9 protein-coding genes are annotated in these 17,573 nt (G+C 32.4%); all 9 read left to right on the top strand.

The window, feature by feature from the left end; genetic code table 11:
- The first annotated feature begins 476 nt into the window (after positions 1–476).
- Positions 477–3,449 (top strand): SusC/RagA family TonB-linked outer membrane protein, encoded by a 2,973-nt coding sequence (locus AB3G33_RS01740; RefSeq protein ID WP_367772178.1) that lies wholly within the window; start codon positions 477–479, stop codon positions 3,447–3,449.
- A 10-nt stretch (positions 3,450–3,459) separates the two neighbouring features.
- Positions 3,460–4,980, top strand: coding sequence for a RagB/SusD family nutrient uptake outer membrane protein (locus tag AB3G33_RS01735; protein WP_367772177.1), 1,521 nt, complete (start codon positions 3,460–3,462; stop codon positions 4,978–4,980).
- A gap of 319 nt (positions 4,981–5,299) precedes the next feature.
- On the top strand, positions 5,300–8,464 hold the full coding sequence (locus AB3G33_RS01730; protein WP_367772175.1) for an FG-GAP-like repeat-containing protein: 3,165 nt from the start codon (positions 5,300–5,302) through the stop codon (positions 8,462–8,464).
- Positions 8,457–11,714 carry a VCBS repeat-containing protein gene (locus AB3G33_RS01725; protein ID WP_367772173.1) on the top strand — a complete coding sequence of 1,086 codons (3,258 nt, stop codon included), beginning with the start codon at positions 8,457–8,459 and terminating at the stop codon, positions 11,712–11,714. The genes AB3G33_RS01730 and AB3G33_RS01725 overlap by 8 nt, the downstream gene beginning before the upstream one ends.
- Positions 11,715–11,749: 35 nt before the next feature.
- Positions 11,750–13,075 (top strand): vanadium-dependent haloperoxidase, encoded by a 1,326-nt coding sequence (locus tag AB3G33_RS01720; protein WP_367772171.1) that lies wholly within the window; start codon positions 11,750–11,752, stop codon positions 13,073–13,075.
- Position 13,076: 1 nt separating this feature from the next.
- Complete coding sequence (locus tag AB3G33_RS01715) at positions 13,077–13,988, top strand: hypothetical protein (RefSeq protein ID WP_367772169.1); 912 nt, start codon at positions 13,077–13,079, stop codon at positions 13,986–13,988.
- Between the two features lie 164 nt (positions 13,989–14,152).
- The gene (locus AB3G33_RS01710; protein WP_367772167.1) at positions 14,153–15,457 is read left to right on the top strand and encodes an MFS transporter; all 1,305 of its coding nucleotides are present in this window, start codon (positions 14,153–14,155) and stop codon (positions 15,455–15,457) included.
- Complete coding sequence (locus tag AB3G33_RS01705) at positions 15,450–16,625, top strand: fructofuranosidase/invertase (RefSeq protein ID WP_367772165.1); 1,176 nt, start codon at positions 15,450–15,452, stop codon at positions 16,623–16,625. Before AB3G33_RS01710 ends, AB3G33_RS01705 begins: the two co-directional genes overlap by 8 nt.
- A gap of 1 nt (position 16,626) precedes the next feature.
- The gene (locus tag AB3G33_RS01700; RefSeq protein ID WP_367772163.1) at positions 16,627–17,565 is read left to right on the top strand and encodes a carbohydrate kinase family protein; all 939 of its coding nucleotides are present in this window, start codon (positions 16,627–16,629) and stop codon (positions 17,563–17,565) included.
- Positions 17,566–17,573 lie beyond the last annotated feature (8 nt).

Below are 17,573 nucleotides of genomic sequence, written 5' to 3'. Positions count from 1 at the left end.
AAATGCATCTATCCAATGAAATGAGGATAGATGCATTTGTTTTTTAAATTTCCCTGTATATTCTCTGCTTTAATAGGTATGTTGTTGGTTTTAGGTTTTTTAGGATAAATAGTACGAAACGCATAGGTAATAAGTTTAAATCTGTTTTGAATAAAAATCAAAAAAAATGGCAAAAGAATAACTAATCTGCAACGTTTTCTAGTTTAGGCCGTTTTTTTTAACAAAAATGCAATCATTTTACCTCTAAAAACTTAAAAAATCATGACAATTAATAATTATTCTTATTTTTTTTATGTTTTATATAATTTTATTATTAAATTTTTGAAGGATTAATTTTAAAATCGAAAACGTTTTCGGCTTAACGAAAACGTTATAGTTTAAAGGTTTCTTAAAATTTTCATAAATTTTGTCTAAGTTTGGTTTTGAATTTAAACAAAACCATTTAAACAATTTATTAACCAACTTATTTATTACGTATGAAAAATAGTCTAATCAAAGGCTTGATGGTGTTTCTAACGGTACTATGTACAAGTTTGACGTATTCGCAAGATGTGTCTGGTACAGTATCTGACGCTAGCGGTCCACTTCCAGGGGCTTCAATATTAGTTAAAGGAACAACAATTGGAGCACAAACAGATCTCGATGGAAAGTTTACTATCAGAAATGTTGGAGCAAATGCAGTTTTAGTTTTTAGTTACATTGGTCTTAAAGCTCAAGAAGTAAATGTAGCAGGAAAAACTTCAGTTAAGGTTATCTTAAAAGAAGACTCAGCTGAATTACAAGAAGTGATTGTTGTAGGTTACGGTACAGTTAAAAAGAAAGATGCAACTGGTGCAGTTGACCAGATTGGTGCAAAAGATTTTGACAATGTAGCTTCTCCTTCACCAGCACAATTATTAAGAGGTAAAGTAGCGGGTGTACAAGTGACACAATCAAGTGGGGAGCCAGGAGGTGGAGTTGCAATTAGAGTTCGTGGTAATACTTCTATTCGTTCAGGTAATGGACCACTTATCGTTATTGATGGTGTGCCGTTAGATGGAGGAAGCGTTTCTGGAGGTGGAGATAATTTATTAGGAGCTTCTTCTGCAAGAAATCCTTTGAACTTCGTAAACCAAAATGATATTGAAAGCATTAGTGTATTAAAAGATGCTTCTTCTACAGCTATCTACGGTTCTCGTGGAGCTAATGGAGTAATTGTTATTACAACTAAAAAAGGAAAATCTAAAGAACCACAATTAGCATACAGTAGCTCTGTGACATTTAGTAAAATGGCAGGGAATTTTGATGTGATGACTCCAGAGCAATTCGTTGCTGCAGGGGGTGATGATAAAGGATCTAGAAGTTACAATTGGAAAGATGCTGTTTTACGTAATGGTTTTTCTATGAATCACGATTTATCTTTTACAAAATCAACTGAGAATTCGAATACAAGAATCTCTTTGGGTGCATCTAATACTGATGGTATTGTAAAAAATACAGGTTTAGATAAATATTCGGCTACTGTTTACAACTCAAATGACTTCTTTGGTGGAGCTTTGAAAGTAGAAGAAAGAATTATGTATGCTTCATTAAAAGATGAAACGACTATCTTGTCTAACGATGCTGGATATATTGGAAACATCATTGGTACTGCTTTGTACTGGAATCCAACTTTGCCAATCTATAATACAGATGGTACTTATAATGTAGTTAGTAATACATATTTGAATCCAGTTCAATTATTGAATTCTTATAAAGATTTTACAAACACTAATAAATTTTTAGGAAGTATCAATACAACTTGGAAAATCAACAGTAAATTGAAATACCAATTCTTATTTGGTATCGAAAGTTCAACTTCTAGTAGAAAAAGTCAATTGTTACCTACAATGGATATTCAGAATGTGGCACAAGCTTCAGTTCCTGGATCTACAGATGTTAAACATGGTCAAGCGTCAATTAATGCTATTAATAAGTTTAATAAAACTTTTGAGCACACATTGAATTATAATAATGATTTTAGTGATAATTTTAATTTAGATGCTTTAGTTGGTTATTCTTACTATGACTATACTTATGATGCAAATTCTGCAATAGGTAAAGGGTATGACATGGCTCAAACTAATTTGATTGACAATATTGAAGGTGGTCTTCAAAATGAGTTTAGAGTTTATTCTGCTAGAAACAGATCGGAATTACAGTCTTATTTCGCAAGAGTTAATGCAACTTTATATAATAAATTAATTCTTACTGGAACTTTACGTTCTGACGGTTCTACAAAATTAGGGGTAAATAATAAATACGATTATTTCCCATCTGTAGGTATCGCTTACAAAGTAGTTGAAAATAAAGACGGGATTGTAAATGATTTTAAAATTAGAGGAAACTTTGGTAAAACAGGTAACCAAGAATTTGCACCTAACTCAGCTATTTCAAGAGGGGCTTATGGTCTAAACGGAAGTTTGAATGTAGATAGTAACGCAAATGCTGATTTGAAATGGGAAACTACTAAGTCGTATGGTGTAGGTGCTGATTTTGAATTATTCAATAACAGATTAACTGGTACAGTTGATTATTTTCAAAAAGACACTAAAGATTTAATCTTCCCTGTTCCTGCTGCAGCAACGCAACCAGGTCCTCCATCTCCACGTTTCAAAAACTTACCAGGAAACTTAATCAATAAAGGTTTTGAGGTTTCTTTAAGCTATAAAGTGATTGACAAAGAAGATTTTAGTTGGGATGTTTCTGGGAATGCTTCATTCTTAAGTAATAAAATGACAAATTTTGCGGGTTTCATTTCTACAGGTGGAATTAACGGTCAAGGTTTATCAGGTGCTTATGCACAAGTTATTACTAATGACAAACCAATCTATTCTTATTACATGTATGAGTGGAGAGGATATGATTCAACAGGAAATTCAATTTACGCTGATGCAGCAGGAAATGATACTGGTTTAGGTACTGCAGCTAAAAAATTATTAGACAAACAACCGTTACCAAAAATCAATGTTGGTTTCAATACAAACTTTACTTACAAGAATTTTGACTTAGGAGCTTCATTCTATGGTGCTTTTGGTCATTACATTTACAACAATACTACGAATGCTTATTTCTTTAAAGGAGCTTTCTTAGGTGGTAGAAACGTAACTCAAGAAGCAGCTACATCTGCTCAAGCGCAAGGAGATCCAAATTCACCTTCTACTAAATACTTAGAAAAAGGAGATTTCTTAAGAATGGGTAACTTAACTTTTGGTTATACAGTTAAAGGTGCTATTTTGGATAGATTTAAAATGTCTACAGCAAGATTATATGTAAATGCTTCTAATTTATTTATAATAACAGGGTATTCAGGAACAGATCCTGAGGTAGATACTGATAAATCATTGAATGGTGTTCCTTCAGCTGGAATGGAATATTTATCATATCCAAGAGATAAAAGTGTATCTGTAGGTCTTAACGTAACATTTTAATTAAAAAACGATGAAAAGAATTAATATTATAAAAGGCATCTTATTAACTAGTACGATAGTATTAGGTGTAAGTTGTACTAATCTAGATGAAGAAGTATTAGATGGTGTTGTTATCTCTAATACGGGTGGAGGAACAGTAAACGCTGCTTCACTTTTAACTAGTTCTTATGAGGGTTTAAGAGGCTTTGAGACGCAAGGGCAAATGTTTGCTTTGGACGAAATGTCATCTGATGCATTAGTTGGACCAACACGTGGAGGTGACTGGGATGATAACGCTACTTGGAGACAAATCCACGTGCATACTTGGGCTCCTGATCATAATGAGGTTAAAAATGCTTGGAACGCTTTATTGTCTCAAGTGTACAATTGTAACTTAGTTATTGAAAATGGTTCAGGTTCACAAATTGCTGAAGCTCGTTTCTTAAGAGCTTTTTATTACTACAATGTAATCGATTTGTTTGGACAAGCTCCTTATAGAGAAGCTGGGTCGCCGTTAACTGATGATCCTAAAGTATGGACTAGAACAGAAGCAACGGAATTCGTAATTAGCGAATTAGAAGCTATTGTAGGTTCGTTGCCTGCAAGAACAGCTGGAGACGCAAGTTTAGCAAATGCTGATGCTGCTCACTTTTTATTAGCTAAATTGTACTTGAATAAAGGGGTTTTTGAAGCAGCAGATGCTTCTGGACCATTTACTTTTGCTGCTGCTGATATGACGAAAGTGGTTACAAATGTTGATGCAATAAATAGTTCTTTAGCTACAGATTATTGGGATAACTTTAAACCAACAAACAATACATCACCTGAAATTTTGCTTTCTTCTAAAAATGTTCAAGGTGGTGCAGGTGGAGGAATCCAATACCACTGGAGAATGGGGATGCATTACAACCAAACTCCTGATGGATGGAATGGTTTTGCAATTGTAGCAGAATACTACAATAACTTTAATCCTAATGACAGACGTATTAAAAATTCAGATCCACAAATCATTGCTGATTTTGGTAACAATGTTGGGATGCAAATAGGTCAAATGTATAAACCGGGTGGAACTGTTGCTTTAAAAGACAGAAATGGAAATCCTTTATTTTATACATCTGCAATAACATTGATTACTAGTGGAGCTACACTAGAAACAGCAGGTATTAGAATGGAAAAATACATTCCAGATGCTGCCAATCTTGGTGCACCTAATAATGATTTTGTATTCATGAGATATTCTGATGCTTTAATGATGAAAGCAGAAGCAATAGCTAGAGGTGGTGCTGGTACAAATGATGTAGCTAAATTGGCAACAATCGTTTCTAGATCTGGGCAAGTTGGAGTTTTTCCAACTACTCTAGATGGAATATATAAAGAAAGAGGTAAAGAATTGTGGTTAGAAGGATGGAGAAGAAATGATATGATTCGTTTTGGAACATTCCTTGCCGCAAGAGAATTAAAACCTTACGTATCTGATAAAAGATATGCTTTGTTTCCTATTCCAGCAGATGCGTTATTTAACGCAAATTTGAAACAAAACCCTGGTTACTAGGTTTTAGAAAATATTATTATGTTTTGAGTTAGTTATAAAGAGGGCAATCGTATTGCCCTCTTTATTTTTTTAATTTTAACGCTATTCATTGTTTTATTTACTGAATATTATATAAATTAGACCTTTCTTTCCTTTCAAAATGTCTTAACCAAATACTACGTATAATATGTTTAATCGTTCTATTTTCTTTTCAATTTTTATTCTTCTTTTTGTCAATTGTTCCCAAGAAAATTCTGATAATAAAAATGCCCTTTTTTCCAAACTTGAAACTTCACAAACCGGTATTAATTTTATTAATGAGGTGAAAAATGGGGAGGATATGAATATATTCAAATACCGAAATTTCTATAATGGTGGAGGTGTCGCTATTGGTGATATAAACAATGACGGGCTTTCTGATATCTATTTTACTTCAAATCTGGGTGCTAATAAATTATACTTAAATAAAGGAAATTTCAAATTTGAAGATATATCTAAAAAAGCAGGTGTTGAAGGGACTAAATCCTGGTCAACTGGTGTAGTAATGGTCGACCTTAATGGGGATGGATTATTAGATATTTATGTTTGTAATGCAGGAAGTATTAAAGGTGATAATCAAAAAAACGAACTTTTTATTAATAATGGAAATGGTACTTTTACAGATAAAGCTGAACAATATAATTTGGCCGATACCGGAATAACAACCCATGCTGCATTTTTTGACTATGATAAAGATGGAGACCTAGATGTATATATCTTAAATAATAGTTTTATACCTGTAAGTAGTCTTAATTATTCTAATAAAAGAGAATTAAGGGATAAAGACTGGGATGTTGCCGATATTCTAAAAGGTGGTGGAGACAGATTATTACGTAATGATAATGGTAAATTTGTTGATGTAAGTAAGGAATCTGGGATATATGGAAGCCTTATTGGTTTTGGTTTAGGAGTCACAGTAGGTGATGTAAATGGAGATTTGTATCCAGATATTTATATCTCAAATGATTTTTATGAAAGAGATTACTTATACATAAATAATAAAAATGGAACCTTCACTGAGCAAATTCAAGGATGGGCTTCTCACATCAGTCAATCTTCGATGGGTGCTGACATGGCCGATGTTAATAATGATGGTAAGGCGGATATATTTGTAACGGATATGTTGCCTGAAGGAGATGAGCGATTGAAAAACACTACTAGTTTTGAAAATTACGATTTATATCTTCGAAAATTGAATTTGGATTTTTTCAATCAATACATGGAAAATACCCTTCAAATTAATAATGGCAACAATCAATTTTCGGAAATTGCCAATTATGCAGGGGTTTCAAAAACTGATTGGAGTTGGGGGGCTTTAATGTTTGATATGGATAATGACGGATACAAAGATATTTATGTTTGTAATGGTATTTATCATGATTTAACCAATCAAGATTTTGTTGATTTTTTTGCGAATGAATTTATGCAAAAAATGGTTGTTACTGGTAAAAAAGAACAAATTGAAACCATTATAAATAGGATGCCAAGCACACCTATTCCTAATTATGCCTTTAAAAACAATAAAAATTTAACCTTTACAAATGAAGCTCAAAACTGGGGATTAAGTACGCCTAGTTTTTCAAATGGTGCGGCATATGGTGATTTAGACAATGATGGAGATTTAGATTTGATTGTCAATAATGTTAATATGGAGGCTTTTGTTTATAAAAATAATTCAGAGAAAAACAAAAAAAATCATTTTGTAAAAGTGAAGTTGAAAGGCGATAATCTGAATAAATTTGGTGTAGGGAGTGTTGTAGAATTGTTTTCTGGAAATGAAATTATACGACAAGAATTAATTCCTTCAAGAGGGTTTCAATCGTCTATAGATTATGTAATGACTTTTGGTATTGGAACTAAAAAAATTGACTCATTACAAGTAATTTGGCCAAATGGTAAATTTCAAACCATTAATAAAGTGGTCAATAATACGACACTTAATTTGAATGTTGCAGATGCTAAATTAAATTATATTCCTAAAGTTGATAAAACTAAACCTTTATTTACAGAAAAGAAATCAAATTTCATTACACATAAAGAAAATGATTATATCGATTTTGATTACGAAGGTTTAATCTCAAAAGAACTTTCTCAAGAAGGACCTTCACTAGCGGTTGGAGATATTAATGGTGATGGGAATGAAGATCTTTATATTGGTGGCGCTAAAGGAGCCCCAGGGAAAATATATTTGAATAAAGGAAATGATAATTTTGCTATCACAAGCCAAGTTGATTTAGATTCGGATGCTAATTATGAAGATACGGCTGCCAGCTTTTTTGATGCAGATGGCGATGGCGATTTGGATTTATTAGTTGGTTCTGGAGGAAATGAAAAAGCAGATCAGGCGAATTATAAAAACCGTTTGTATTTGAATAATGGAAAAGGGATGTTTACCAAAAGTAAAACGGTTGTTCCTACAACTAACAGTAACGTTTCTGTTATAGCAGCTTATGATTTTGACAATGATGGGGATGTTGATGTTTTTATTGGTAGCCGATCTGTTCCTGGGGTTTATGGAATTAATCCCAAACATTTACTATTAGAAAATGATGGAAAAGGAAATTTCACAAACAGTACTGATAAAGTGGCATTCAAATTGAATGAAGTTGGAATGGTTACAGATGCAGTTTGGGAAGATATTGATAATGACTCCAAAAAAGATTTAATCCTTGTTGGGGATTGGATGGCTCCAAGAATATTTAGAAACACAGGGAAAAGATTGGCTGAATTCAAGTCTAATCTTTCAGAATATTCCGGTTTTTGGAATGCAGTAACCTGTGTTGATTTGAATAATGATGGAAAAAAGGATTTGATTTTAGGAAATAAAGGAACAAACACAAATTACAAGGCTACAAAGGCAAATCCGATGCGTTTATTTGTAAATGATTTTGACAATAATGGAACAATTGAGCAAATTGCAACGCGTTCTATTGACGGAAAGGATTTACCGCTGAACTTAAAACAAGATGTTGCAAAACAAATTCCGATGATTAAAAAGAAGAATTTAAGTTATGCTGATTATGCTAAAAAGACTTTTCAAGAATTATTCGCTAAAGAGGTTGTTGACAATACAATACAAAAAGAGGCTACGATTCAGGAAAGTGTAATTGCTATTAATAAAGAGAATGGACAATTTGAAATAAAATTGCTTCCTAAAGAAGTTCAGTTCTCTTGTGTAAATACAATTTGTACTATGGATGTGAATAAAGATGGTATTTTAGATATTCTTTTGGGTGGAAATCAATATGAATTTAAACCTCAGTTTTCTAGATTGGATTCAAACTATGGAAGCCTACTTCTAGGAAATAAAAACGGAACCTATTCTTGGGTTCCCTATAATAAATCAGGATTCTTCATGAGAGGGGAAGTAAAACATTTAAAATCAATAAAAAATGCAAATAACTCTGTTTCGGTTATTGCAGTTATTAACGACAACTCACCAAAAATATTTAAAAGCAATGAATAATTTTTTTCGAATAGTACTATTTTTCTTTTTGGTGGTAAGTTGTACTAAAAAACAAAACCATTTATTTGAGAAACTAGCTTCAGACAAAAGTAATATTACGTTCAACAACCAGTTAGTCCCATCCAAAAATATTTCAATTCTGGACTACCTTTATTATTATAATGGAGGTGGAGTAGCGCTTGGAGATATAAATAATGATGGACTAGTAGATATTTATTTCACTTCAAATCAAGGTAAGAATAAGTTGTATTTAAACAAAGGGGGAAATAAATTTGAAGATATTACCGTAAAAGCGGGAGTTGAGGGTCAAAGTGATTGGAGTTCAGGCACCGTGATGGCTGATGTAAATGGAGATGGTTATCTAGATATTTATGTTTGTGCAGTAGTTGGAATCAATGGATTCGAAGGGCATAATGAATTATTTATCAATAATAAGAACAATACATTTACAGAAAGTGCTGCAGAATATGGATTGGATCTTGATAATTATAGTTCATCAGTAGCTTTTTTTGATTATGATTTAGATGGGGATTTAGATATGTATTTATTAAATCACGCAGTCCATTCGGAAGAGTCTTTTGGAAATTCAGATATTAGAAATAAAAGAAGTTACGAATGTGGAGACAAGTTATTTCGAAATGATAATGGAAAATTTGTTGATGTAAGTGAAAAAGCAGGAATTTTTGGTGGAGCTAATGGTTATGGGCTTGGATTGGCTATTTCAGATTTTAATTTAGATGGTTATCCAGATATTTATGTAGGGAATGATTTTCATGAAGATGACTATTATTACTTGAATAATGGAGATGGAACTTTTACGGAAAGTTTAAAAAGTCATTTTGGACATACTAGTAGATTTTCTATGGGAGTGGACGTAGCCGACATTAATCATGATGGTTTTCCAGATATCTTAACTTTAGATATGCTTCCTGAGGATGAAAAAGTATTAAAATCTTCATTAGGAGATGATAATGTTCAGATGTTGAAAATGCGAACTGAAAAATTGGGGTATCATTATCAATATACTCGAAATATGCTGCAATTGAATAATGCTGGAAATAACTTTACAGAAACGGCATTACTAAATGGTGTTGCAGCTTCAGACTGGAGTTGGAGTGCTCTTTTTGCGGATTATGATCAAGATGGTGAACAAGATATATTTATATGTAACGGAATTCCTAAGCGTCCAAATGATTTGGATTATGTGAAATATTACTCAAATGATCAAATAAAAAATAAAATTACATCTACAAAATTACTAGATAAAGAAGCGTTGAAAAAAATGCCGAAAGGAAATGTGACCAATTTTGTTTTTCAAGGATCTAAAGATTTGCAGTTCAAAAATAAATCAAAGCAATGGATTGAAAATGATTCTATAATTTCAAATGGTAGTGGATATGCTGATATTGATAATGATGGAGATCTTGATGTGATCACAAATAATTTAAATAGCATTGCATCAGTTTATATTAATCGAACGGATACTGCCTCAAATTATTTAAAATTGAAATTGGAGTTTGAAGGGGAAAACACCTTTGGAATAGGAGCAAAAGTAATTTCATATGTAAAAGGCAAAAAACAATTTAAAGAATTGCAAACTACAAGAGGTTTTCAATCTTCGTCTGAACCAATGATCCATTTTGGATATGGGAAAACAACCATCGTAGATTCTTTAGTTGTGATTTGGCCAGACAAAACATATCAAACATTAAAAAATGTAAAAGTAAATCAAACGCTTATTGTAAAGGCAGCTAAAAACAGAAAAGTATTTGATTACCAAAAGTTGCATCCTATGGTTTCGCCAGTTTTTAGAAAGAACGAAACTAATTTGGGGATTAATTTTGTTCACCAAGAAAATGATTATATTGATTTCTTAGCACAAAAGATGATACCATACCAACGTTCTGATCGTGGTCCAGCAACAGCTATTGGCGATTTGAATGGAGATGGTAAAGAAGATATATTCTTTGGAGGTTCTAAAGATAAAAAAGCGAGTATTTACATTCAAAACTCAAATGGGTTTTCAAAAAAATCATTTGCTGAAATTGAAAAAGATTCTATTTATGAAGATGCATCTGCGGTTATAGGTGATTTTAATAATGACAAACTAAATGATTTATTTGTTGTCTCTGGAGGTGGTGAAAACGCCTCTAATTTGCAAGATCGTTTGTATCTTTCTATGAATAAGCAACTGGCCAAAACTACATTGACGGAATTAGCTCAAAATGCTTCAGTTGTCAGAATGTTTGATTATGATAATGATGGGGACCTGGATCTTTTTATAGGGAATAGTTCAATAAACAATCGTTTTGGAAGTATGCCAGATTGTTTTTTACTAAATAATAATAAAGGGGTATTTACTAAAGTAGAAAATAATACTTTTTCTAAAGTTGGAATGGTTACAGACGCTGTCTTTACTGATTTCAATAAAGACGGTAAAGTGGACATTATAGTTATAGGAGAGTGGATGAAACCAACATTTTTTGCGAATAAAAATGGAAAATTTACTGATGTAACTGCAACCGTTTTTCCAGAAAAAAGTAATGGTTTATGGCAAGCTATTATTCCGTTTGATATTGATAATGACGGAGATTTAGACTATATGGTTGGGAATTGGGGATTAAATTCCAAGTTTAAAGCTTCTGATGAATTTCCAATGAAAATGTATTATGATGATTTTGATGCTAATGGCTCTTTTGAAACAATTGTGGCCATTGAAAAAAATGGAAGATACTACACTACATTAGGTCTTGATGAGCTTGCCGAACAATTCAGTGGGATGATAAAAAAGAAATTCAAATCGTATAAATCATTTGCAGGAAAAACGGTAGAAGAGGTATTTAGTCCACAAATGCTTTCTAAAGCTAAATTGTTTGAGGTTGATAATTTGAAATCAGGTTATTTGAAAAATCAAAATGGTAAATTCATCTTTGTACCTTTTTCAAATGATTTACAAGTGGCACCAATTAATTGCTTTGTAAAATCAAATTTTGATTCTGCTAAAAAAGAATCTGTATTTGCAGCTGGAAATTATTTTGGGGTAGCTCCTTATCATAGTAGATTTGATGGATTTTCTGGTGCTTTAATTAAGAACCAAAAGGAAATAATATTAGGGAGTAAAATAGGTATTGATTTGTCACAGAAGGCAGTTAGACATTTAGATATTATAAAATTTAATGGTAAAAAGTACCTATTAGTAACTGTTAATAATAATAAAGCTGAGGTATTCGAAATACCAATGGCTCAATAATTCATTCTAAAATAAATATTAAAAAACAGATTAAAATGAAAACTAAATTTTTTATAATCGCTTCGTTAAGTCTCCTTTTTGTTTCTTGTAAAAAAGAAAAATCGATTATAGTAACTCCAGATGAATATAGTGCTGCTGTTGAAAATGTGACCCAAATTATGGTTCATGATATTTTTTCGCCACCAGTTGCTAGTAGGATTTTTGTATATCCAAATATTGCAGCATACGAGATAATTGCTCAAAACAGTAAGACCTACGGAAGTCTTCAAAATCAATTGAAAGGCCTAGATTCTATTCCAAAATTGGATCCTAAAAGCGGAGTGAATATAGAAGTTGCAGCTTTAGTTGCCCATATGGATGTTAGTAAACAATTGGTTTTTTCTGAAGAATTAGTGGAAAAATTCAGAGATAGTTTGTACCAAAAATGGAGTAAGGAAAATGAAAAGGAATTTGAAGTTTCTAAAGAATACGGGCTAAAAGTGGCTGCTCGTATAAAAAAATGGATGGATAAGGATAATTACAAGGAAACGCGTACAATGTCTAAGTTTTCTGTACTTCCTAATGTTGCTGGTAGATGGCAGCCTACACCTCCAGCATATATGGATGCAATTGAGCCTCATTGGGCTGAGATTAGAACTCTGGTTTTAGATTCAGCTTCACAATTTAAACCCATTCCAGCTCTTCCTTTTTCATTAGATAAAAACTCTCCTTTTTTCAAAGAAGTACAAGAAGTTTATGATATCAGTTTGAAGATGAAAAAAATGGGAGATACGTGCAACGAGGTAAAAATGGCTCAATTTTGGGACTGTAACCCGTATGTATCAGTGAGTCAAGGGCACATGATGTTTGCTAAAAAGAAAATTACCCCAGGTGCACACTGGATGGGGATTACAAAAATTGCATGTAAAACATCGAAAGCTAATTTTGAGAAAACGGTATTCGCTTATACAGAAACCTCAATCGGGATGTTTGAAGCTTTTATAAGTTGTTGGGATGAAAAATTCAGAAGTAATGTAATACGTCCAGAAACTGTAATTAATCAAAAAATTGATGAAAACTGGAAACCCGCTTTACAAACTCCTCCATTTCCTGAATATACAAGTGGGCATTCAGTTGTTTCTACAGTGTCTTCAAATATCTTGACTTCTATTTTCGGTGATAATTTCTCTTTTGTAGATGATTCAGAATTACAATTTGGTTTGCCAAATAGGACATTTAAATCGTTTAATGAAGCATCAAAAGAAGCGGCTATGAGTCGTTTTTATGGAGGGATTCATTATAGAGCAGCAATTGAAAACGGGATAGTTCAAGGAAAGGAAATAGCCGATTTTATAGTTGATAAATTAAAAATGAAGAAGTAAAATGAAAACAAAGAAAATAATAATATTAGTTTTTAGTTTTGTTTTCTCTCTTTTCTTAATCTGGTATCTATTTATTAAAGAAAGTGACTATTGTATTTCATTTAAAATTAAAACTGCGACTGGTACTGTTTTTCAAGGAGTTCAAGAGTGGTCAAAGACACGTATGACTACTGATAAAGAAAATTTTGTTCTTGTTGAAAAGAAAAACTTTGGTTTTATTAAGCAAGAAATGACAAAAGATAGTACTAAAATGGAATATACTTGGGATTTTAATTCCATAAATGATTCTATTACTATGGTGAATGTAGGTATAAAGGAGCAAAAGAATAGCATATACAATAGATTGACAGCGCCCTTTTATAATACTAGCTTTAAAAAAGAACAAATTAAAAAGATTACTGATTTTAGAAATGGTTTAAATAAGCATTTAGAAAATTTTAAAGTTAAAATTGATGGGTTAGGACAATCTGAAGAAACTTTTGTGGCCTATATCAGTTTAAAAAGTGTACTGCAGGAAAAGGCACAAACCATGATAATGAATGATGCTGCTATTACTGGTTTTTTGGAACAAAGTAAAATTAAAATTATAGGAAGGCCCTATTTAGAAATTGAAAATTGGGATCTTGACAAAGAGCAACTTGATTTTAATTATTGCTTCCCTATTGATAAGGATGTAAAAATGATCAATAATGGGATTGTAAAATTTAAAACGATAAAAGCAGTAAAAGGTCTAGAAGCCACTTATTATGGCAATTTCAGAACGTCAGATAGAGCTTGGTTTGCTTTGTTGGATTATGCTAAAGCCCATAATTATAAATTAGTTAATAAACCTCTTGAACACTTCCTTGCTAACCCTTTCAACGGAGGGGATGAACTATCTTGGGAAACTAAAATTGTTATCCCATTTGAGTAAAACTACAAAGTTATAATTTAAGTTTATTTTAAGAATTCGAAAACGTTTTCGGTACTTCCGAAAACGTTTTTATTTTTATAATGCAATAAATTGTCGATTTAAAAATTAATTTTAAATAAAATATCTAAAAAATTTACGAAATAATTAATTTATAAAGAAGTGCAATGAAATTAAAGCTTAGTTTTTGGCAGATAATTAATATGAATGTTGGGTTTTTCGGAATTCAATATAGTTTTGGATTACAACAAAGCGCCGTTAATCCCATTTATGATTTTTTGGGCGCAAGTCCTGATCAATTACCATTGCTTAATCTTGCTGGTCCACTAACAGGGTTGTTGATTCAGCCAATTATAGGTGCAATGAGTGACAAAACATGGTCTCCAAAATTAGGAGGAAGAAGAAAGCCATACTTTTTTATTGGAGCTTTGATATGTAGTATCGCTTTATTTATGTTTCCTTTTAGTAGTTCGTTATGGATGGCCGCAGGGTTACTTTGGATATTAGATGTAGGTAATAATACAGCTATGGAACCTTATAGAGCTTTCATTGCTGATACACTAGATACTGATCAACAGCCTACAGGATTTCAAGCTCAAAGTTTTTTTACAGGTTTTGGGCAAACTTTGGCAAACGTTTCACTATTTATTTTCCCATTAATTTTTATTGGAACAACAGGGAAACTACCCACTTGGGTATTTGCTTCCTTTTTTCTTGGTGCAGTTTGTTCGATTGGATCCGTTTGGTGGAGTTCACATACTACTAAAGAAATTCCGCCTACTGAAGAAGAATTAAAAAAAATTAAAGAGGAACCCTTACATGTTTTTACTCCATTTGTGGATATATTTTCAGCAATAAAAGACATGCCAAAAGTAATGTGGCAATTGGCTTTGGTGTATTTGTTTCAATGGTATGCCTTATTTTGTTATTGGCAAAATTCATCAAAAAGTATTGCTCTTTCTGTTTGGCATACTACTCCTCAAAAAGACATGAAATTATATGGAGAGGCTGTTAGTTGGACTGGCTTAGTAAATGGATGGTATAATGTCGTTACTTTTTTATGCGCTTTTGGATTGGTCTATTTTGCAAAGAAATATTCGCCAAAAATGGTGCATTTTTCATGTTTAGTATTAGCAGCAATAGGATTTTTAATATTTCCGCATATTGAAAATAAATATTTATTATTCCCGGCTATAACTGGTTTTGGAATCGGTTGGGCAAGTATGATGGGGATCCCTTATTTAATGGTGGTGAACAATATTCCTAAAGAACGTTATGGGGTTTATATGGGAATCATTAACATGATGATTGTTATTCCTATGTTTATCCAAACGATTACTTTCGGGTATATTTTAAAACATTTTTTAAACAATGATCCTAGATTAGCGATCACATTTGCAGGAGTACTATTGGTTATTAGTGCGATATGTACCTTATTTATTAAAACAAAAAAAGTGGAATTAAGTGAATGATTTAAATTATAAAAAGGCAATGGAATTGTTGCATAGAGCTTCGTCAACTGAGGGGTTTTTAGCGAGTGCTCAGGATATTTCTAATTACAAAAGAGTTTGGGCTCGTGATGGAGTAATTTGTGGATTGGCCGCTTTAGCATCTGGGGATAATGATTTGATAGAAACCTTTCGTAAAACATTAGACACATTGGCTGAAAATCAACATTATAACGGAACAATCCCTTCAAATGTAATGACAAATGGAGCCGATGTAGAAGTTAGTTATGGTGGATTAGCAGGAAGAGTGGATGCAGTTACTTGGTTTGTTATTGGAATTTGTCAATATGCTTTTTATAAAAAGGATCCTTCTTTCGTAATAAAATACGAACAAAACATTCAAAAATGCTTGCAACTTCTTGAGGCTTGGGAGTTTAATAATAAAGGGCTGTTGTATGTCCCGCTTTCTGGAAATTGGGCTGATGAATATATAACGGATGGCTATGTTTTATACGATCAATTGCTCCGAATTTGGGCATTAAGAAGTTACAATCATTTTGCAAAGAAGGAGTCAATTACAGAAAAAATAGAAAAAATAACGGAACAGATTGAAATTAATTTTACTCCAAATTCAGTTGGAGAGAAATACCATGAAAGAGCATACAACGAAATAAATATTAACAAATTTATGCCTTGCTCTTTTTCACCAGCGGGTTACAAAACCCAGTTTGATGCTTTTGCTAACTCATTGGCGCTATACTTAAATATTGGATCAGAAAATTTTCAGCATTCTATTTTAGAGTATTCAATTGAACTGAAAAAGGAAAGACCTCTACAATTGTTGCCCGCCTTTTGGCCTCCAATAGAGGAAAGTGATATTGATTGGAATCTTTTGAAGAACAATTGCAAATATGAATTTAGAAATTATCCAAATGAATTTCATAATGGAGGTAGTTGGTCTATGGTCAATGGGTTTTATGGATTAGCATTACAATCTAAAAACAAAAGTAGCGAAGCATTAGAAATATTAGAGGCTATAAATGCAGTGAACAAAGTGGAGGATTATAGTTTTTATGAAAATTTCAATAGTGAAACTCAAAAGCCAAACGGAGTTCCATTTTGTGCATGGAGTGGCGCCGCAACAGTAATGTTGCATCAAAGTATAAATACAAATTTTAAATTTTTAGTTTAAATTGGAAAAGAAAATTGACATAATCTGTGCAGGGGAAGTACTGATAGATTTTATAGGACACGAAGTAAATACTTCAATAAACAGAACAAAAGATTACCACCGATTTTTAGGTGGCTCTCCAACTAATGTAGCGGTGAATGCGGCAAGGTTAGGTTTGAACTCTGTTTTAGTGGCAACTTGTGGTCAAGACGGATTGGGAGAATATATTGTTCGTAAACTGAAAGCAAATAAGGTGATTACTTCCCAAATAAGAAAATCAGATACAGAGCCAACTTCTGTTATTTTTGTTTCAAAATCGACTGGAACTCCTGATTTTATTCCATATAGAGAGGCAGATTACCAAATTCATCAGAGTCAAATTCCAGACGATTTATTGGCAAGTGCCAAAATTTTTCATACAACCTGTTTTGCATTAAGCAAAAACCCAGCTAGAACGACTATTTTAGAAAGTGCAAAAAAAGCCCAATCGTTAGGTTTGCAAACAAGTATTGATATTAATTTTTCGGAGAGAATTTGGCCAGATAGAGAGGAAGCTAAGCTGGTTTTGAAAGAATATTTGGGAACAAACCCATTTGTAAAATTAAGTGAAGATGATTGTTATCGTCTTTTTGCTGAAACAAAAACCGAAGATTTTATTTTTGACTATTTTCATGATTTGGGTGCGGCAACAATATGCTTGACTAAAGGGAAAGATGGGGTGGTCTTATCTGATAAAAATTTTGGTATGTTTTATCAAAAAGCACAAAAAATTGATGAGATAAAAGACACAACTGGTGCTGGAGATGCTTTTTGGACTGGTTTTTTGTATGCGCAATTATTGAATAAAAATTTTGAAGAAACCATTACGATTGCTCAAAAGTTAGCCGTTTTAAAATTGCAAAACGTAGGGAGATTACCAGAGGGGATTAATATTGCTACCTATTTGAATACGGACAGCTAGTTTTTATA

Source organism: Flavobacterium sp. WC2421, from assembly GCF_040822115.1.
In the GTDB taxonomy this organism is placed as follows: domain Bacteria; phylum Bacteroidota; class Bacteroidia; order Flavobacteriales; family Flavobacteriaceae; genus Flavobacterium.
Note: the sequence above shows the minus strand (reverse complement) of the source record. Positions and strands in the feature narration are given on the sequence as shown.

Bases quoted from the DNA above. Each gene is read 5' to 3' on its own strand.
- AB3G33_RS01715 (WP_367772169.1), top strand. From the start codon at position 13,077: ATGAAAACAAAGAAAATAATAATATTAGTTTTTAGTTTTGTTTTCTCT.
- AB3G33_RS01730 (WP_367772175.1), top strand. From the start codon at position 5,300: ATGAATATATTCAAATACCGAAATTTCTATAATGGTGGAGGTGTCGCT.
- AB3G33_RS01720 (WP_367772171.1), top strand. From the start codon at position 11,750: ATGAAAACTAAATTTTTTATAATCGCTTCGTTAAGTCTCCTTTTTGTT.
- AB3G33_RS01735 (WP_367772177.1), top strand. From the start codon at position 3,460: ATGAAAAGAATTAATATTATAAAAGGCATCTTATTAACTAGTACGATA.
- AB3G33_RS01740 (WP_367772178.1), top strand. From the start codon at position 477: ATGAAAAATAGTCTAATCAAAGGCTTGATGGTGTTTCTAACGGTACTA.
- AB3G33_RS01725 (WP_367772173.1), top strand. From the start codon at position 8,457: ATGAATAATTTTTTTCGAATAGTACTATTTTTCTTTTTGGTGGTAAGT.
- AB3G33_RS01710 (WP_367772167.1), top strand. From the start codon at position 14,153: ATGAAATTAAAGCTTAGTTTTTGGCAGATAATTAATATGAATGTTGGG.